Here is an 18,618-nt window from a genome sequence, read left to right as displayed (position 1 = left end):
GATGCGGTGAAACCATGACCTCTTGACTACACAATTGAGCAGTCAGAGAAACAATTCAACCCCTTTGAAAAGATAAATCCCACATTACAAATTAAGTCTGACTACGAGCAAAAACACTGTTAGGGTGGGGAGTTAGTTACATCTTCTTACGCCCAGCCGACTTCATAATTGCCCCTCTCCCAACGGGTGCAATCCGCGAAAAATCTCTGCTTCTTCCACCAGCCAATCATGCACCGCCCGCACGCCCGGATGGCTCAGCGCGCCTGGCGCGTACAGCAGCACGTAGCGTTTGTGATTGGGCACAGCCAGGCCAAACGGCACGATCAAGGTGCCGCGCTCCAGCTCATCATTGAGCAAGGTACGCCGAGCAATGGCCACGCCCATCCCGGCGATGGCCGCTTCGATGGTCAAGTGGTTGCGGTTGAACGTGTGACCACGGCGTACGTCGGCTTCGTGATAGCCGATGGCATTCAGGTAAAACTCCCACTCGGCGTACTCATAACTCCCACGCCAGGCGGTAATGTCGTGTAGCAGCGGAAAATGCACCAGATCGGCCGGGCCATGCAACGGCGGGCGACCGCGCAGCAGGCTCGGGGCGCACACCGGGAAAATTTGCTCATCCAACAGGGCTGTGGATAACAGGCCGGGGTAGCTGCCATCGTTCAGGTCGATGGCCAGGTCGAAGTCACCCTCATGCAACGCGATGCTGCTGTCTTCGGCGACCATGCGCAGTTGAATATCCGGGAAACGTTGCTGCAAGCGCGGCAATCGTGGCGTCAGCCATTTGCCGAGAAACGAAGGGATAGAACGCAGGCGTAACGTGCCGCTGATCATCCCCGCATCCAGCCGCTGCAATTCGGCATCGATGCTGCCGTAAGCCTCCCCTACCGTCGCTGCCAGTCGCTGCCCTTCTGCACTTAGCTCCACGCCCCGCGCGCGCCGATGAAACAAACGAAAACCCAGGCGCTCCTCCAGTTGGCGAATCTGCTGGCTCACCGCCCCCGGCGTGATGTGCAGTTCTTCAGCGCAGCGGGTAAACGACAAATGCCGCGCGGCGCAGGAGAAAACGTGCAACCAGACGTAGGTCTGGCCATGAAGGTGGCGGGTCATAGGGTTTAGTCCTGCTAAAGGGTGTCTTAGGATAATTCGTTGGTCAGTGCCGATCCAGAGGCTCAGTATCGCGCCAATTGCGCTCGTCCTACAAAACATGGCAGCGATTCCTACTCCATTGCTTGTAAGGCTTTAGCATGGCTATCAGTGTTTTCGATCTATTCAAAGTGGGCATCGGCCCATCCAGCTCCCATACCGTCGGCCCCATGCGGGCGGCGGCGACCTTTGCCCAGGCGCTGATCGACCAACAATTGCTGAGCGACACCCGCCGCGTTGAAGTGCGCCTATACGGCTCGCTGTCCGCCACGGGTGTGGGCCATGCCACCGACCGCGCCTGCGTCATGGGCCTGATGGGCGAATGGCCGGACACGGTCGACCCCACTTCGATCAACGGCCGCATTCAACATCTGCGCGAGTCTGGCCGCCTGTTGCTCGCAGGCCAGCAGGACATTGCCTTCAACTGGCACACCGACCTCCTGCTGCTGGATGAAAGCCTGCCCTACCACCCCAACGCCATGTCCCTGCACGCCTATGGCGACAAAGGCTTGTTGAGCGAACAAACCTACTACTCAGTGGGCGGCGGCTTCATCATCGAAGCGGCTGAGGCCGCCTCCGGTATCGCGCCGACCAGCGATGTGGAATTGCCCTACGACTTTTCCAGCGCCGTCGAACTGCTGGCCTTGTGCAACAAGCACGGCCTGCGGGTTTCCGAATTGATGATGGCCAACGAGCTGGCCTGGCGTAGCGATGAACAAATCCGCAGTGGTTTGCTTCATATCTGGTCGGTGATGCGCGAGTGCGTGGAGCAAGGCCTGCGCGATGAAGGCATCTTGCCCGGCGGCCTGGATGTGCCACGCCGTGCGGCGAAATTGCACCGCAGCCTGTTGGAAATCGGCAAACCGAATGTCATCACTTCGACCCTGTCGGCGATGGAGTGGGTGAACCTGTTTGCCCTCGCCGTCAACGAAGAAAACGCCGCCGGCGGGCGCATGGTCACTGCGCCCACCAATGGCGCGGCGGGGATCATCCCGGCGGTGCTGCATTACTACATGAAATTCAACGCCGACGCGTCCGACGACGACGTGGTCAATTTCTTCCTGGCTGCCGCCGCTGTCGGCATCCTGTGCAAGAAAAACGCCTCGATCTCCGGCGCCGAGGTCGGCTGCCAGGGCGAGGTCGGTTCGGCCTGCGCCATGGCCGCCGCCGGGCTCGCCGACATCCTTGGCGCCACCCCCGAGCAACTGGAAAACGCCGCCGAAATCGGCCTGGAACACAACCTCGGCCTCACCTGCGACCCCGTCGGTGGCCTGGTTCAGGTGCCGTGCATCGAGCGCAACGCCATCGCCGCCGTCAAGGCCATCAACGCCACGCAAATGGCCCTGCGCGGTGACGGCAAACACTTCATCTCCCTCGACCGGGTGATCCGCACCATGCGCGATACCGGCGCCGATATGCATGACAAGTACAAAGAAACTTCACGGGGCGGCCTGGCGGTCAGCTGGGTGGAGTGCTGATCGGAGCACTGCTACCCGCCCCAACGTGAGCCCGCGCAAAAATAATAACGAGGCAATAACGATGACCGATGTACGTACACCTGCCGTTGAGAATGCAGTAGACAACACCGTTACAAAGGGCTGGACCAAACACGACACCACTTGGATGCTCGGCCTGTACGGCACCGCCATCGGCGCTGGCACCCTATTTCTGCCGATCAACGCTGGCGTCGGTGGTTTCTGGCCGTTGATCGTGCTAGCGCTGCTGGCCTTCCCGATGACCTTCTTCGCTCACCGTGGGCTGACGCGTTTTGTGTTGTCGGGCAAATCCGGCGACATAACCGAAGTGGTCGAAGAACACTTCGGCGTCGGCGCAGGCAAGCTGATCACCCTGCTGTATTTCTTTGCCATCTTCCCGATCCTGCTGGTGTACAGCGTGGCGCTGACCAACACCCTGGGCAGCTTTATGGAGCACCAACTGCACATCGCCCCGCCGCCTCGGGCGATCCTGTCGCTGGTGCTGATCCTCGGTCTGATGGCGATCGTACGTTGCGGCCAAGGCGTGATCGTCAAGGCCATGAGCGTGCTGGTGTACCCGTTCGTCGCGGCGTTGCTGTTACTGGCACTCAGTCTTATCCCCAACTGGAACGGCGCATTTTTCGCCTCCGCTGGCGAAGGCATGCCGTTGCCACTGTTCTTCAAGACCCTGTGGCTGGCGATCCCGGTGATGGTGTTTTCGTTCAACCATTCGCCGATCATCTCCGCGTTCGCCGTCGACCAAAAACGCGTGTACGGCCCCCAGGCCGAGCGCAAAAGCAGCGGCATTTTGGCCACCGCCCACGGCATGATGGTGTTGACCGTGATGTTCTTCTGCTTCAGCTGCGTACTTGCGCTGTCGCCAGCTGACTTGGCAGCCGCCAAGGCGCAAAACATTTCAATCCTGTCTTACCTGGCCAACCACTTCCAAACCCCGGTGATCGCTTACGCAGCGCCATTGATCGCCTTGGTGGCCATTACCAAATCCTTCCTCGGCCATTACATCGGTGCCAGCGAAGGCTTCCAGGGTTTGATCGTCAAATCCTTGCGCGGGCGTAACCGTTCAATGTCGGCCAAATGGCTGGAGCGCAGCACTGCGCTGTTCATGGTGCTGACCTGCTGGGCCGTGGCGACCTTCAACCCAAGCATCCTGGGCATGATCGAAACCATGGGCGGGCCGATCATCGCGTGCCTGCTGTTCCTGATGCCGATGTACGCGATCCGCCGCGTGCCGTCGCTGCGCCAGTACTCGGGCCAAGTGTCGAACGTGTTTGTGGTGGTAATTGGGCTGATTGCGCTGTCTGCGATCGTTTTTTCGGTACTGCCCTGAAACAGGTCACCGGTCTCAAGCACAACTTGGGTCAAATGTGGGAGGGGGCTTGCCCCCGATAGCGGTGCATCAACCAATGAATACTTGGCTGACACACTGCCATCGGGGGCAAGCCCCCTCCCACATTCAAATCCCACTGCCTGGCAGAACGCCGCACGGCACGCCCTTTGCTGTACAGCTCTTGAGGGAAACGGACTTTAGTGAATGGCCGGTGGTCAGGAAACGCGAACTAATCCCGACACCGGTCGTCAATGACTGCAGGTTCTTATCAGGCGGTACGCACCATGGACAATCCTTTTCAGATCATCACCGACACCTTCACCCCTGAATACCGCGTCAATTTGAGCATCCAGCGGCTGGACGGCAGCATCATGCTCACCCTGTCCAACGAGGCGGGCGTGGTCGCCAAGCGCATGATCAGCGCCGAACAACGCAACGACCCGCAACGGCTCAAGCGCCTGGTGCAAAGCATTCAATTCGGTATTGCCATTGAGCAGGGCCACAGCGCCATGGAGATTTTGGCGGTGATGACTGATGGCGATCACAAGCTGTTGCAGCGCCCGCCAACGCGAGCGCTGCCCTTTAGCGTCGGGCTTTAAAGCTCGCCCTTCTCGGTTTCCAGGCTCGCCTCGCCCTTGCGACGCGGGCCTTCGACTTTCACCGAGGGGAACGCCGACGAGGCGTAGCGCACCACCAGAATCGCGAATGCCAGCAGCAGAATCCCACCGCACAGGTAGATGATGCCTACGTCTGGCGGGTTGTGGTGGGACACGTTGGAGATCAGCAGACGCGTCAGCGCAGTGATAGCCACGTAGATCAAAAAGCGCACCGGCATGTGGTTGGTCTTGAAATAAATCCCGACCATCGCCCCCAATTCCAGGTAGATGAACAGCAGCAAGATGTCATCGATCTTGATGTGCCCATTCTCCAGCATCCCCAGAAATTCCATCACCGCCGCCCAGGCCGTCACCGCACCAATGGCGAACAGCGCCAGGTAATGGAACGACTCGACAAACAGATTGCCCAGCGACTCAGCCAGCTCATGCACATTCTGGCGCAGCCTTTCGGCCCAGTTGATTTTCACGATGATGCTTCCTTAGGTCGGCTCGACCGGATAATGCGGGTTGGACGTGACGGTTGTTCTGCATGCAGAAAAAAGGCCAGGCACTGCAGAGTGAGATGATGGCGGGGTGATATGAGGCACTCCAAACCTGTAAATACGGGCTACATTAAAAAACTGCTACCCAAACCCTTCGGTTTGGCTTACCCTTTTCGCTGTATATAAATACAGTAGTCGTAAAAGACAACTATCGTGAAGGCATGTGAGGTGGTGAATGGCCGTCGAAGTGGTATACCGCAGCAGCCGAGATCTGGAGCGTTTGTTCATGGATAAAGCCGAAGCTGACCGTCATGACAAGATGCTTGAACTCGCTGAGTTGCTGGCAGAAGTGTTGCAAAAGGCCGTGCCGTCGCTGAGCGAGCAGCAGGTCGAAGAAGCCGGGATCTACATGGCGAAGAATCGCGATGTCTTTGCCAAGGCGTTCAAGAGCCAACCAGACGCGCTGTCTGAGTTGCTGAACGCTACGGCGGAATAAAGCCCGAATTGAACAGGCCCTGAATCATTGATTCAGGGCCTTTTTAATGCGCGGGTTATTTGTACAACAGGCGTTCGGCCAATTCGTTCGCGACCCGTGCTGGGCTGCGTTTTTCGGCTTGGGCGTGGGCGAAGATTTCAGTGAGGCGTGTACCGATGTTGGACAGGTGCGCGGTGATGCTGGTCAGTTCCGCGCCGCCGTGCTTGAGCGCGACGTAGATCAAACCGCCAGAGTTGATGACGTAGTCGGGGGCGTAGAGGATGCCGCGCCCTTCCAACTGATCGGCCACCTCCAGGTTGGTCAATTGCGCACTGGCCGAACCGGCCACGGCGGCGCAGCGCAACTGGCCGACACTCTGGCGATTGAACACCGCGCCCAGGCCGCAAGGGGCAAGGATGTCGCAGGGGGTGCTGAGCAAGGCGTCGTTGGCAATCGGGTGTGCGCCCAACTGCTCCATGGCCAATTGCACCTTGCCGTGGTCGATGTCGCTCACCAGCAGTTCGGCGCCGGCGGCATGCAGTTGTTCGGCCAAGGCAAAGCCGACGTTGCCCAGGCCCTGCACCGCCACGCGCAGGCCTTCTAGGTTATCGCTGCCCAAGCGCGCCATGGCGGTGGTGCGAATGCCCGCAAACACACCCATGGCCGTGTGGGACGATGGGTCGCCGGCCGCCGTAGTACTGGTGACGAAGCGGGTTTGTTGGGCGATGCAGTCCATGTCGGCCACTGAGGTGCCGCTGTCGATGGCAATGATGAAGCGGCCGTCGAGTTTTTCGATACAACGGCCAAAGGCTTCAAACAGTGCGGCGCGGCTTTGCACATGCGCGGGGCGCAGGATCACCGCGGTGCCACCGCCCACCGGCAAACCGGCCAGGGCCGCTTTGTAGCTCATGCCTTGGGCCAGGCGCGCGGCATCGGCCACGGCACTTTCGTCGTCGGGGTAGGAGAGATAACGACAGCCGCCAAGAGCGGGGCCAAGGCGGCTGTTATGGATGGCGATAACCGCCTTCAGCCCGGTGGCCGGGTCGACGCTCAGGTGCAGCGATTCAAGGCGGGTGCTGTGCATGAGAGCAAACATCGTCAAGCTCCCGAATCACTTCTGGTAGTGGGCCAAGTATAGGCTTGCGGTAGAAAACTGCCGAAACACGCTGGAATAAGCCGCCTTATTTTGCAGGCCCTGCGACATAAGAGCGTGGGATATTTCTTAAGCCACTGGACGAAAATTCCCAGCAAGGCTAAAACGGGGGCATACGCCGGAGAATGCAATGAATCCCCGCAAAGCCTTTTTCGCCTGCCTGGACCGTTCCCCCCCTGCGCTGTTTGAAGCGGCGCTGTGGATTGCTGCCGAGCATGACGCAACGGTGCAACCGTTGCTGATCCTGCAGGAGCTGGCGCTGCTGCAACAACAGGTCAGCGTGGGCATGCCCATGTTACCGGCCGATGAGTTGGGGCAGCCGTTACTGCGTCGCCTGAATGACCTGGGGTTCGCCCAGGACGACTTCACCCCGCTGCGCCCTGCCGCCGCCCTGCTGGACAAAGTATTGCTGCGCAAACGCGGGCAGCCCCTGGTCATGGGCCTGATCGCCCTTGAACTGGCGCGGCGCCTGCATATCCCAATGGTTGGCGTGAATTTCCCGGGGCACTTCCTGCTGCGAGTACCCGGAGCGGACCATCTGCTCGACCCCTGCGGCGGCCGACGCCTTTACCCCAACGATTGCCGCGAACTGCTACAGCGCCAATACGGCCCCAACCTCAAGTTGCAGGCCGAGCACCTGCACACCGCCGCCCCACGCTCGATCCTGCAACGCCTGTCACGCAACCTGCGCCAGTTGCACCTGGCCAACGACGCCCCGCTCGATGCCCTGGTGGACGCCGAACGTGTATTGGAACTGGGCAACGCCAACGCTGCCGACTACCTCGCGCGGGCCAGCCTGTATCAGCGGCTGGACTGCCCCAACGCCGAACGTTTCGACCTGGAGCATGCGCTACTGCTCAGTGAAGACCCGATCCAGCGACTACGCCTGACCGAGCGATTAGGCCACCTGCCCCCAAACTCAGTCGTGCACTAAATAATGTGGGAGGGGGCTTGCCCCCGATGGCGGTGTGTCAGCCACACAGGTATCAACTGAACCACCGCTATCGGGGGCAAGCCCCCTCCCACATTGAGCGCGTCAGATGATGCAAGGCCTAAGGTGTGTCAGGTTGGTTGGCCGGATGGGCTTTGATGAAGGCCGGATGCTGCGCCGCCAACGCCGCCACCCGCCCAATGCGCGGATACGCCGCCAACGGCACTTTGAAGCGCTCGGCCGCATACAACTGGGGAATCAGAAACGCGTCCGCCATGCCCGGCTGCTCGCCGAAGCAAAACCCCTGCTCCCCAATCAACTGCTCCACCGCTCCCAGCCCCTGGCTGATCCAATGACCAATCCACTCCAGCACCTGCACCTCATCATGCCCCCACTGGCGCAACAGGTTCTGGGTACTGGAGTTGTGCAGCGGGTGAATATCGCAACCGATGATCGATGCCACCGCACGCTCATGGGCCCGGGTCGCCAGGTCTTCGGAGAGCAGCGGCGCCTGTGGATAACGTTCGTCCAGGTACTCAATGATTGCGGGTGACTGAATCAATAGCTCGCCGTCATCGGTACGCAAGGCCGGTACACGCCCTTGCGGGTTGATCGCCAGGTACTCGGGCTGGCGATTGGCGCCGCCCGGCGGCACCAGCAGGTTGACCGGCACCGCGTTGAAAGCCAGGCCTTTAAGCGCCAGCGCAATGCGCACCCGATACGACGAGGTGGAACGGTAGTAGGTATAAAGCTCCATCCCCCTGCCCTCTTAACGCGCCGCGACCACGGTGCCACGGCATTCGCCGAAGCCGATGGAAGCAAAGCCTTCACGACTGCAACGAGCACGCAGGATGATTTCATCACCGTCTTCAAGGAACTTGCGCACTTCGCCGGACGGCAACTCAATCACTTTTTTACCGCCCTCGGTCATCTCCAGCAGACTGCCCAACTGCCCCGCCTGCGGCCCGGACAAAGTGCCCGAACCAAACAGATCGCCCGCCTGCAACTGGCAACCGTTGACGCTGTGGTGTGCCACCAACTGCGCGGCGGTCCAGTACATATGCAGGCTGTTGCTCAACGCCAGGCGATGGGCCGGCAGGTTCTGCTCGCGCATGGCGGCGGTGCTCAACAACACTTCCAGTTCGATATCCAGCGCACCGGCGGCCTGGTCACGCTTGTCGAGCAGGTACGGCAGCGGTTGCGGGTCGCCTTCAGGGCGCGCTGGCTGGGCCTTGCGAAACGGTTCCAGGGCTTCGGCGGTGACCACCCAGGGCGAAATCGTGGTGATAAAGCTTTTGGAGAGGAACGGCCCCAGCGGCTGGTATTCCCAGGCTTGGATGTCCCGTGCCGACCAGTCATTGAGCAGGCAGAAACCGGCGATATGTTCGGCGGCGTCGCCAATGGCAATCGAGTCGCCCATGGCATTGCCCTGGCCGATCCAGATGCCCAGTTCCAGTTCATAGTCCAGCCGGGCGCAGGGGCCGAAGGTTGGCTCAGTGGCGCCGGCCGGCAGGGTCTGGCCTTTAGGGCGGCGCACATCGACACCCGATGGGCGAATAGTCGAGGCGCGGCCGTGATAGCCGATCGGTACGTACTTGTAGTTGGGCAGCAATGGGTTGTCGGGGCGGAACAGTTTGCCGACGTTCTGCGCATGCTCGATGCCCACGTAGAAGTCGGTGTAGTCATTGATCCGCGCCGGTAGATGCATCTGGCAATCGGCAGCGCGGTGCAGCACCTGGGCCTCGCGGGTGTGCAGCTTGCTGCCTTCGGCCAACAGTTCCAGCAGGCGCTCGCGCAGCGCAACACGCGGGCCACGGCCCAACTCGAAAAAGGCGTTGAGTTGGCCGCCGGCAGTGGCCTCGACGGCGCGCCGGGCCTCACCATCGAATTCGTCGATGGCGGCATGCAGGTCGAGGATCGCATCGCCAATCGCCACGCCAGTGCGCGGCGCCGAGCCGTTGATACTGAATACGCCCAAAGGCAGGTTTTGCAGAGGGAAATCCGTATGACCGTTGGCGGAGGTCACCCAGCTTAGGGTGGGGGTTAATTGAGTCATGGCTTATCTCCGATTCGGGTTGAACGTGACGGGCAGCGAGGCCCAGCACGCGTCGTAGGTGGTTTGCAGTTGCGCGCATTCGAGGGCGAACTGCGTGGGGCGCAGCACTTGGCTGGTCTCAAACATAAAGGCCATGGTGTTATCGATCTTGTGCGGCGCCAGCTCGGCGTTGATCGCCTTGGTGCAGGTCTCGCCGTCTGGGCCATGGGCGCTCATGCAGCTGTGCAGCGACGCACCGCCCGGCAGAAAGCCCTCGGCCTTGGCGTCATAGGCGCCCTGGATCAGACCCATGTATTCGTTCATCAGGTTGCGGTGGAACCACGGCGGGCGGAAGGTGTTTTCGGCGACCATCCAGCGTGGTGGGAAGATCACGAAGTCGAGGTTGGCCAGGCCATGCACGCTGGTGGGCGAGGTCAATACGGTGAAGATCGATGGGTCCGGGTGATCGAAACTCACCGTGCCGATGGTGTTGAAACGGCGCAGGTCGTATTTGTACGGCACGTTGTTGCCGTGCCAGGCCACCACGTTGAGCGGGGAATGGTCGAGTTCGCAGGCCCAGAGTTCGCCGAGGAATTTTTGCACCAGGGTTGTCGGTTTTTTCAGGTCTTCGTAGTGGGCCACCGGCGTGAGGAAATCACGCGGATTGGCAAGGCCGTTACTGCCGATAGGGCCGAGGTCGGGCAGGCGCAGAGGCGCGCCGTGGTTCTCGGCGACATAGCCGCGCGCCTGTGCGTCCAACAGTTCGACGCGAAATTTCAGGCCCCGTGGCAATACGACGATTTCCAGCGGCTCCACTTCCAGCACGCCCAACTCGGTGGCGATGCGCAGGCGGCCTTGCTCGGGAACGATCAACAGTTCGCCGTCGGCGTTAAAGAACACCCGCTCCATCGAACGGTTTGCACGGTAGTTATAGATGCTGATGCCTGAGGGTTTTTCCGACCCAGAGTTGGCAACCATGCCCACAAGGCCATCGATAAAATCCGTTGGTTCTGTGGGAACATCCAACGGGTTCCAGCGCAACCGGTTCGGCGTCACCGCCCCCAGCGGCCCACCGGCCAACTGCCGCTCAAGCTTCACAAACGCCGGGTGATTGGCCGACGGCTGAATACGGTACAGCCAGGTACGGCGGGCTTCGCTGCGCACCATGGTGAAGGCCGTGCCGGAGAAGAGCTCGGTGTACAGCCCGTAGGGCGCTTTTTGCGGGGCGTTCTGGCCAACGGGCAGCGCGCCAGGCAGGGCTTCGCTGGCGAATTCATTGCCAAAGCCCGACAGGTATTCGAGGTTCATGAATCATCCTCTACACGGAAGTTGTTTTTATCGTAATCCAGTTACGCATAACGTAATTTGATCACTATCGACCGTCAAGCTATAAAGACGCCCATTCATCTCTCGGATTCCCGCCCCTCCATGGAAAAGCCCCGCGACACCGGTAAACAGAAAGTCCGCTCGGCCGAAGTGGGCACAGATATCCTCAAGGCCCTCGCAGAGCTGTCACCGGCCACCTCGCTGTCGCGCCTGGCCGAGCATGTGCAGATGCCAGCGAGCAAAGTGCATCGCTATCTACAGGCGTTGATCGCCTCAGGCTTTGCCGAGCAGAACGTTGCCACCAACCACTACGGCCTGGGTCGCGAAGCCTTGCGCGTGGGCCTGGCGGCGCTGGGCAGCATGGATGTGTTGAAAGTCGGCGCCCTACCCCTGGCAGAGCTGCGCGATGAATTGAATGAAACCTGCTTTCTGGCGGTATGGGGCAATCAAGGCGCAACGGTGGTGCATATCGAGCCGGCGGTGCGTGCAGTGACCGTGGTGACGCAACTGGGCTCGGTGCTGCCTCTGCTCAGTTCGTCCACCGGCCTGGTGTTCAGCGCCTTCCTGCCCACGCGGGAAACCGTCGAATTACGTGAGCGCGAGGTCCAGGCGGGTATTGCCCACTCGTTGGCGGACGATCAGGCCTACGCCACCACCTGTGAACAGATCCGCAGCCGCGGCCTGCACTTTGTGCATGGGTTGCTGATGCCCGGGGTGGACGCATTGTCGGCGCCGGTGTTCAACGCGGTCGGGCAAGTGGCGGCGGTGATGACCGTGGTGGGCCCCACCTCGTTGTTCCATGCCGATGAAGACGGCCCGGCGGCGCAGCAGTTGCTGGCGGCGAGCCGGGCCGTGAGTTGGCGCATGGGCTATCAGCCCTGAGTCAGTCGTGCCACTGGGTCAGGGCTAACGCCATGCGGTTTTCCAGGGCACGAATGGCCGTGGCGTCACTCAGGTAGTTATTGCTGATCATCGAAAACACCAGACGCCGGCCCTCGGCGTCGGTGATATAGCCGCTCAACGATGACACCCCGGCCATGGAGCCGGTCTTGGCGTGCAGGTTGTTTTCAGCCGCGGTCCCGCGCAATCGGTAGCGCAGGCTCCCGCCGCGCATGCGATCCGCATTGCCGGCAATCGGCAAGGCGTTGTACCAGGCGTCGAACCACGGCTGTTTGGCCGTTGCCAGCAACAAATCAGTGAGGGCTTGCGACGACACCAGGTTGCGCCGCGACAAGCCCGAACCATCTACCTGGCTCAGCGTGGTTGGGTCCAGCCCCTGGCGCCGCATAAACGCCGCCACCGCCAATGCGCCGGCCTGTGCCGTACCCGCATTGGATGTCTTGCGCCCCATGGCCTTGAGCAAGGCTTCGGACATGTTGTTGTTCGACAGTTTGAGCAGCGGCGTGATCAGATCCTGCAACGGTGCAGACTGATGCTCCGCCAACGGCGTGGCTGTCGCCGGGCTGGTACCACCGATCACTCGCCGGCCAAGCACCTCAATGCCTTGCTGCGCCAGCGCCTGCTCGAACAGATTGGCCACCAGTTGCGTCGGCTCCCACACACTCACCCACTGCCGGCTTTGCTTGCCCGGTGCCAATGCGCCGGTCAATTGCAGCACATTGGTACCGTGCTGGCGGGTGATGCCATAGCTGTTACCGGGGCCGCTGATGGCGCGGTTGCTCAGTTGCACGTAATCGGTGGATGGGCTCACCACCACACTCACCGGCTGGCCGACCGCGACGGGAGCCTTGGCGGTAACGAGCAAGGTTCCGGCATCAAAATCGGTATTGGGCGACACGGTCAGCGCCGAAATCTGCGCACCGTAGTAAGTACTTTCATCGTCTTGGGCCCAGTCGACACCCAAGCGTTCGGCGTCAAAGAAGGTGTCGTCGAACACAAGATCGCCCTGCACTTGGCGAACACCCTGGCGCGCCAGTTGCGCGGCCAATGCCTGGTAATCGGCGAACTGCACGGTCGGGTCGCCCAGGCCGCGCAGATAGAGGTTGCCAGTGAGGCGCTCGCCCTGTTGCGTACCGGTGTTCAAGAGTTGAGTCGCGAAGCGGTATTGCGGCCCCAGCACATCCATTGCTGCCGCCGTGGTCAGGAGCTTGAGGTTGGAGGCCGGAATCAAACGCGTACGGGGGTTGTGCTGATAAAGCGTGTTGCCACGATCGTCGCGCACCATCAAGGAGACGGTGGCGCCCTGCAGCGCAGGGTCAGCCAGGAGATGATCCAGGGAGGCCGGGGAGGAGGTCTGCGAAACGCTCGCGCACCCCCCCAGCAGAAACAGCATTGCGCTGGTGACGATCAACTTGGCAAATGGCATCGGTGTTTTGTTTCCGCGAAAAACTGTGCGGCAACGCTACCAGCTCACTCCCTTTGTGGCGAGGGCGCTTGTTGTGGTGAGCGGGCTTGCCCGCACACCACAACAATCCCACTCAACACATACAAGATTCTTCCCAGCCTTAGAACTCCAACGTGCTGGAAACCGACACCTGCCGCGCATCCCCAATCGACACAAACAACCGGCTGGCTGCCGAGGTGTAGTAGGTGCGGTCGAACAGGTTCTTCACGTTGAGCTGAAACTTGACCTTCTGCCCTTCAATCTTGGTGTTGTAGGTGGCGAAGGCATCCGCCACGGTGTAGCCCGGCAGGGTGAAGTCGTTGGCGGCGTCGCCTGCACGTTCGCCGACATAACGTGCGCCAGTGCCCACGCGCAATTGATCACCACCGAAGATGCTGCCGAAGTCATAAGCCACCGACAGCGAGCCGGTGTGCTTGGCCACGTTTTGCAAGCGGTTGCCCTCAAGCGTGGGGTCTTTGTCTTTAGTGTCTTGCGCATCGGTGTAGGCGTAGCTGCCGATGACGCTCCATTGGTCGGTCAACTGGCCGGTGGCGTCCAACTCAAGGCCGCGGGAGCGTACCTGGCCAGCCAGGCTGTAGACCGTGCTTCCACTCACTTCCGACGACACCAACACATTGCGCTTGTCGATGTTGAACAATGCCGCGCTGGCGGTAATACGCCCCGGAATGTCGAGTTTGGCCCCCAGTTCCCACGACTTGGATTTCTCCGGCGTCAGGTCGCCAGTCAGCGTGCTGCCATCGGCCAGTGCGGCAATGGTGGAGTTGGGTTTGAACGATTCGGTGTAGCTGCCATAGAACGACAACTCATCGGTGTAGCGATACACCAAGCCCGCACGCGGTACCCAGGCCTGGCCATTGCCGTCGGTGTTGGCCTTGAACGGCACGCCTTTGCCAGCGTACTGGTCATACATCTGGTAGCGCGCACCGGCGACGAATATCCACTGGTCGGTGAGGTGAATGGCGTCCTGGAAGAACAGCGAGTCGCTGCGCAGCAGGTCAGTCTGGGCGCTGTCGGCGGCGCTCACAGTAGTGCCGGCGACTTCATTGCCGTACACCGGGTTGTTGTAGTTGAAGCTGCTACGGGCTGCCTGACGAATCAGGTCTGCACGGTAGATTTTGCGGTATTCGTCATCCACACCGAACACCAGATCGTTCTGCAGGCCGAACACGTTGACCTTGCCTTCCAGGCTGGCCGTGGTGAAGCGGTCCGTGGTGATCGCACCTTTGGTGCCGTCCATCCTGCGCGTCAGGGTGCCGTTGGCATTCACCGCACTGACGCGCACTTGGCTGGCGTCGTAGGTTTCGCGGTTCCAGCTGTAACCGAAGTGGGCTTTCCAGTCGTCGTTGAGGTCGTGGTCGGCTTCGAAGCGGTACAGGTCGGAGCGGCCTTCCATGTTGTTGAAGGGTTCATCCAGGCGTCGGGTGGACGGGATGTTCAGCGGGTGGTTGGTCTTGGGGTCGATGGCGGTACCCCGGTCGAACGGCGAGAGAAATTCGCGGTGCTCGTAAGCGAGCAACAGCTTGGTGCTGTCGCCATACCAGGCCAGGGATGGCGCCACCAGCGTCTCGCGGTGGGTGCCGAAGTTGCGCCAGTAGTCTTCGTCTTCATGGTCAACGATCAGCCGATACGCAAGGCCCGAATCGCCAATCGGGCCGGTGGTGTCGAGGCTGCCGCCGCTGCCGTTCTTGCCGTCGCCGAAGGTGGAGCCACGTACGGTCAGGGCGGTGGACTGCACCAGTTCGGGCTTTTTACTGACGATGTTCACTACGCCGCCAGGGTCCTGGATGCCGTACAGCAACGACGCGGGGCCCTTGAGCACTTCGACGCGTTCGGCCGTGGCATTCAGCGCGCGGCCCTGCACCACCGGCATACCGTCTCGCATGATCGAGCCGTTACGGTTGTCGCCAAAGCCGCGCAGCATCACCGCGTCCTGGGTGCTGGCGAGGGTGTTGGCCTGGGTGATACCGCTGATGTTGCCGAGCGCGTCATCCAGGTTGCGTGGGGTCTGGTCGCGCAGCACTTGGGCGGGCACGACGTTGACGGTTTGCGGGGTTTCCAGCAACAGGCCGCGGGAGCGCATCACCGAACTGGTGGGGGGCGGTTGGTAGCTGGTGCTGTCCTGGGCCTGCTGGCCAACGCCGCTGATGGTGGTGGCACCGAGGTTCAACGCGCCGTCAGTGGGCACCGGCTCCAGGGCCAGGGTGCGGGCGTCGATCTGGCGGAAGGTAAAGCCGGAGTTGCCCAGCAAGCGTTGCAGGGCCTGGGTGGCGCTCATCTGGCCGCTGACCGCCGGGGCACTGAGGCCGTAGGGCGCTTCATCGGTGTAGATCACGCTGATGCCCGTGACCCGGCTGAAATCGCTCAAGGCCTGGGGCAGCGGTTTGGCTGCCAGGGCAAAGTTGAACTGGGCGCTTTGCTGCTCCTGCGCCTGTGCCACGCACAGGGGCAGCAACGCCAGCCCCGATACCGCCAATACCGAGGCTCCCAGCCACTGTTTAACCAAACCGCCCGCCGTCGACTTCATGCTGTGAGAACCCGTGTAAAAAACGCTGTTAATGCGAATTGATCGCAGTTTCAAAGCACTACACGAGTGGGCCGCCGGTTTACCTCACCTTTCTTTGCAAAATATTTTCTTTATTGCGCCTGGATGCAAAAACCCATGCGCGGGAAGTGCACATGCACAATGCCGGCACGCTCGTCGGTACGGCGAAGAATCAGCTCTTCACGCCCGGCAAACAGCAACTCACCGGCAACCGGGTCGGTGCCGTAGTCGGTGGCCGAAACCGTCACCTGCTGGCCAGCCTTGAAGCCGTTCAAGTCCTCGAAGATTTCTTCCGGCAGCACCGCCGGGGTCCCGTCGCGCGCCACTTCCAGTGCTTGTTCGGCGCTCATCTGGGTGGCAGTGCCATGGCCGAAGCTCAGCACCCGATCCAGCCAGGCCGCGACAGCGGGGTAGGCATCGACCAACGGTGCGGTGACCGAAGACCCTTTGAGGAACCACAACGGGTGAGCCAGGGAGAAATCGGCAATCGACGGCTCGCCAAACAAAAAATCCCCCGCCTGGTGCTGCAATTGTTGATCGATGCGACTGACGATGGCCGGCCATTGATGCAGGGCCTGATCCAGTTGCACGCGAGCAGCCGTGCCACCGCTGAAGAGTTTGCTGCGATCTGCCACCAGCACCTGGATCATTTGCGGCGCCACCTTGGCAAATTTGACCGCCAGGGATTCGGGCTGGAACACCAGCGCCACGGCATGGGCAAACACCACCGAATCGGCCCAGGCGGCGAAACCCTGGGAGACCAGCTCCAGGCCTTGGGGAAACAGCGCCGGTGCGGCTTTTTCCTGCTCCAGGCGGCGAGCGATCAAGGCCGTGTCGCAGTAAATATCAGCGCCCACTTGCAGCACCGGAGTTTTACGATAGCCGCCGGTCAGGGCTGTGAGATCAGGCTTGGGCATCACTGGCGAAATGTGCACCGAGTGCCAGGACAAACCCTTGAAGCCCAGCAACAGCCGGGCTTTTTCAGCGAAGGGGGACTGCGGGTAATGATGGAGGATCAACTCAGACATGCCAGGCTCCGCTCTAGGAATGAGCCGCTAGCTTAGCCTGCAAAAACCCGATCAGGGGCGATGGGAACTTATCAGTCAAATCAATGAGCCACTCGCCGCCAGGCACTCCTTGGCGCTCTTCTTCAACTTCTTGATCAGCCGCTCCTGACGCAGCGCCTCGCCCTTGCTCGCGCATTGCTCGGTGTACACCAGCGCCACCGCCGGGCTGGACAAGAAAAACCGCGCGCCCTTGCCGCTCTGGTGAGAAGCGAAGCGGCGCACTGGGTCATTGCTGATGCCGCAATACAGCGAGCCGTTGGCGGCGCGTACCAGGTAGACGAACCAGGGTTTGGGTTCGGAAGGATCAGTCACGGTTCAGTTCGGCAAGACCAGAAGAGCGCACAGCTTATCAACGACTGGCCTGGAATGCCTTCAAACCGCGCAGTGCCTGGGCACGTACGGCGTTTTTCACCAAAGGTGTCCAGCCCAACAGCAGGCCCTTGGTGCCCAACGCCTGACGCGACCAGCGCCACAGATCGAAGCTGTCGTGGTGTTCGCTGATCTTGCCGTCGCGAAACACAAAGCGTGCCTGGATATCGTTGACCACCGTATTGCCCGTGGCGCTGAACAAATAGGTGGCGACCCAACGCGCACTACCGCTGCGCTCATCGCTGCGCACGCTGTCGTACGTCAGGGAGAAATCCTTGGCCCGGGTGGTGAGCATGCGCCACATGTCCCCGGCATCACGGCCACGCAGTTCACCGAACGCCGGGTCGCTGAACACCACGTCGTCGGTGTAGCAGGCGGCCATGGCGTCGGCGTCCAGGCGTTGGAACGCGCTGTAGAACGTGTTGATCAGGGTGTTATGGGCATCACTCATGGGCAGGCTCCGCAGGGGTTGAAAGAGTAGGCGCACAATAAGCGGCCCGTGTGGCCAAGGCCACTGACATTCGCCACGTAAATAGGCGAACTTACGGCACCATGCCACTACTGCGTGCATAGTCAAACAAATCCACATCGGTGGAGATGCACAAGCGGCTCATGGCCGTGCTCTTCTGCTTGCTGATGGTCGAGATACTGCGATTGACTCGTGCCGCGATCTGACTCACGGTCATACCGCTGGCAAGCATGCGCACCACTTCGCGCTCCTTGCCTGACAACTGCGGCACTGTTTGCTGACCCACCGCGCCCGCCTCAACCAGTTGCTGGCGCAGACACTCGCTGACAAACGTCTGGCCGCCACACACCGCCTTGATCGCTTGCGGCAACTCTCGGGCAGATGCGCTTTTGGCGACGATGGCCCTGGCGCCATGGGCAAATGACTCGCGCAGGGTCGCCACGTTGGCAAACATGGTGACCAGGATCACCGGTACCTGGGGGTATTGCCGATGCAGCAGGCCCAATAGCCCGTAGCCGTCTGCCTGTTGATTGCCCGGCATGGCAAAGTCGGTCACCAGCACATCGCATGGCTGGTGAGCCACCAGCGCCAAGAGTTGATCGGGGCCATCGGCCTCCCCTACCACCTTGCACTTGCCATTGGCCTCGATCACCACTTTTTGCCCGATACGCACAATAGGATGATCGTCAGCAATAATTACACGGAGCATGGGAACCACCTGGATTGCCAGTTGAGTTGGCGCACGTTACCGCTAGTGGCTTTCAGCCACAACCGCCGAAAAACGGGGTTTTCCGCCACGGTCCAGCAATCAATGAGCA

18 protein-coding genes are annotated in these 18,618 nt (G+C 61.0%); 6 read left to right on the top strand and 12 right to left on the bottom strand.

The window, feature by feature from the left end:
* Positions 1–162: 162 nt before the first annotated feature.
* Positions 163–1,110, bottom strand: coding sequence for a LysR substrate-binding domain-containing protein (locus tag ICY20_RS01790; protein WP_159962459.1), 948 nt, complete (start codon positions 1,108–1,110; stop codon positions 163–165).
* Positions 1,111–1,247: 137 nt separating this feature from the next.
* Between ICY20_RS01790 and ICY20_RS01785 the strand changes: the two genes are divergently transcribed.
* From ICY20_RS01785 to ICY20_RS01775, 3 genes are all read left to right on the top strand, one after another.
* On the top strand, positions 1,248–2,624 hold the full coding sequence (locus ICY20_RS01785; RefSeq protein WP_194936806.1) for an L-serine ammonia-lyase: 1,377 nt from the start codon (positions 1,248–1,250) through the stop codon (positions 2,622–2,624).
* Between the two features lie 61 nt (positions 2,625–2,685).
* Positions 2,686–3,969 carry a serine/threonine transporter gene (locus ICY20_RS01780; protein WP_194936805.1) on the top strand — a complete coding sequence of 428 codons (1,284 nt, stop codon included), beginning with the start codon at positions 2,686–2,688 and terminating at the stop codon, positions 3,967–3,969.
* 284 nt (positions 3,970–4,253) lie between these two features.
* Entirely contained in the window at positions 4,254–4,568 is a 315-nt protein-coding gene (locus tag ICY20_RS01775; RefSeq protein WP_159962462.1) for a DUF3509 domain-containing protein, read from the top strand.
* Here the strand turns inward: ICY20_RS01775 and ICY20_RS01770 are convergent.
* Positions 4,565–5,053, bottom strand: coding sequence for a phosphate-starvation-inducible protein PsiE (locus tag ICY20_RS01770; RefSeq protein ID WP_159962463.1), 489 nt, complete (start codon positions 5,051–5,053; stop codon positions 4,565–4,567). The two genes, ICY20_RS01775 and ICY20_RS01770, sit on opposite strands and share 4 nt — an antisense overlap.
* Positions 5,054–5,303: 250 nt before the next feature.
* On the opposite strand from ICY20_RS01770, the gene ICY20_RS01765 reads away from it, so the two are divergent.
* Positions 5,304–5,564, top strand: a complete 261-nt coding sequence (locus ICY20_RS01765; RefSeq protein WP_122487657.1) for a YebG family protein — start codon at positions 5,304–5,306, stop codon at positions 5,562–5,564.
* 55 nt (positions 5,565–5,619) lie between these two features.
* Here ICY20_RS01765 and ICY20_RS01760 read toward each other — a convergent pair whose 3' ends face one another.
* Positions 5,620–6,639, bottom strand: a complete 1,020-nt coding sequence (locus ICY20_RS01760) for a Glu/Leu/Phe/Val dehydrogenase family protein (RefSeq protein ID WP_159962464.1) — start codon at positions 6,637–6,639, stop codon at positions 5,620–5,622.
* 187 nt (positions 6,640–6,826) lie between these two features.
* On the opposite strand from ICY20_RS01760, the gene ICY20_RS01755 reads away from it, so the two are divergent.
* Positions 6,827–7,630: a SirB1 family protein gene (locus ICY20_RS01755; protein ID WP_159962465.1), complete on the top strand. Its 804-nt coding sequence runs from the start codon at positions 6,827–6,829 to the stop codon at positions 7,628–7,630.
* Between the two features lie 118 nt (positions 7,631–7,748).
* Here ICY20_RS01755 and maiA read toward each other — a convergent pair whose 3' ends face one another.
* Genes maiA through hmgA form a run of 3 tightly spaced genes read right to left on the bottom strand, consistent with a single transcriptional unit; the run spans position 7,749 to position 10,970 of the window.
* Complete coding sequence (gene maiA, locus ICY20_RS01750; protein WP_159962466.1) at positions 7,749–8,384, bottom strand: maleylacetoacetate isomerase; 636 nt, start codon at positions 8,382–8,384, stop codon at positions 7,749–7,751.
* A 12-nt stretch (positions 8,385–8,396) separates the two neighbouring features.
* Positions 8,397–9,683, bottom strand: coding sequence for a fumarylacetoacetase (gene fahA, locus ICY20_RS01745; RefSeq protein ID WP_194936804.1), 1,287 nt, complete (start codon positions 9,681–9,683; stop codon positions 8,397–8,399).
* A gap of 3 nt (positions 9,684–9,686) precedes the next feature.
* Positions 9,687–10,970 (bottom strand): homogentisate 1,2-dioxygenase, encoded by a 1,284-nt coding sequence (gene hmgA, locus ICY20_RS01740; RefSeq protein WP_194936803.1) that lies wholly within the window; start codon positions 10,968–10,970, stop codon positions 9,687–9,689.
* A 120-nt stretch (positions 10,971–11,090) separates the two neighbouring features.
* Here hmgA and ICY20_RS01735 point away from each other — a divergent pair, with 120 nt between their 5' ends.
* Positions 11,091–11,870, top strand: coding sequence for an IclR family transcriptional regulator (locus ICY20_RS01735; protein WP_194936802.1), 780 nt, complete (start codon positions 11,091–11,093; stop codon positions 11,868–11,870).
* A 1-nt stretch (position 11,871) separates the two neighbouring features.
* Here the strand turns inward: ICY20_RS01735 and dacB are convergent, their stop codons facing one another.
* The 6 genes from dacB to ICY20_RS01705 form a co-directional block, all read right to left on the bottom strand.
* Positions 11,872–13,314, bottom strand: coding sequence for a D-alanyl-D-alanine carboxypeptidase/D-alanyl-D-alanine endopeptidase (dacB, locus tag ICY20_RS01730; protein ID WP_194936801.1), 1,443 nt, complete (start codon positions 13,312–13,314; stop codon positions 11,872–11,874).
* 139 nt (positions 13,315–13,453) lie between these two features.
* Positions 13,454–15,877 (bottom strand): TonB-dependent siderophore receptor, encoded by a 2,424-nt coding sequence (locus ICY20_RS01725; RefSeq protein WP_194936800.1) that lies wholly within the window; start codon positions 15,875–15,877, stop codon positions 13,454–13,456.
* 110 nt (positions 15,878–15,987) lie between these two features.
* On the bottom strand, positions 15,988–16,923 hold the full coding sequence (locus ICY20_RS01720; protein WP_194936799.1) for a glutathione S-transferase family protein: 936 nt from the start codon (positions 16,921–16,923) through the stop codon (positions 15,988–15,990).
* Between the two features lie 75 nt (positions 16,924–16,998).
* Positions 16,999–17,274: a GIY-YIG nuclease family protein gene (locus tag ICY20_RS01715; RefSeq protein ID WP_016978233.1), complete on the bottom strand. Its 276-nt coding sequence runs from the start codon at positions 17,272–17,274 to the stop codon at positions 16,999–17,001.
* Between the two features lie 37 nt (positions 17,275–17,311).
* Positions 17,312–17,782: a nuclear transport factor 2 family protein gene (locus tag ICY20_RS01710; RefSeq protein ID WP_159962474.1), complete on the bottom strand. Its 471-nt coding sequence runs from the start codon at positions 17,780–17,782 to the stop codon at positions 17,312–17,314.
* Positions 17,783–17,873: 91 nt separating this feature from the next.
* Positions 17,874–18,509 carry a response regulator transcription factor gene (locus ICY20_RS01705; protein WP_159962475.1) on the bottom strand — a complete coding sequence of 212 codons (636 nt, stop codon included), beginning with the start codon at positions 18,507–18,509 and terminating at the stop codon, positions 17,874–17,876.
* Positions 18,510–18,618 lie beyond the last annotated feature (109 nt).

Source organism: Pseudomonas pisciculturae (assembly GCF_015461805.1).
GTDB classification, from domain to species: Bacteria; Pseudomonadota; Gammaproteobacteria; order Pseudomonadales; family Pseudomonadaceae; genus Aquipseudomonas; species Aquipseudomonas pisciculturae.
Note: the sequence above shows the minus strand (reverse complement) of the source record. Positions and strands in the feature narration are given on the sequence as shown.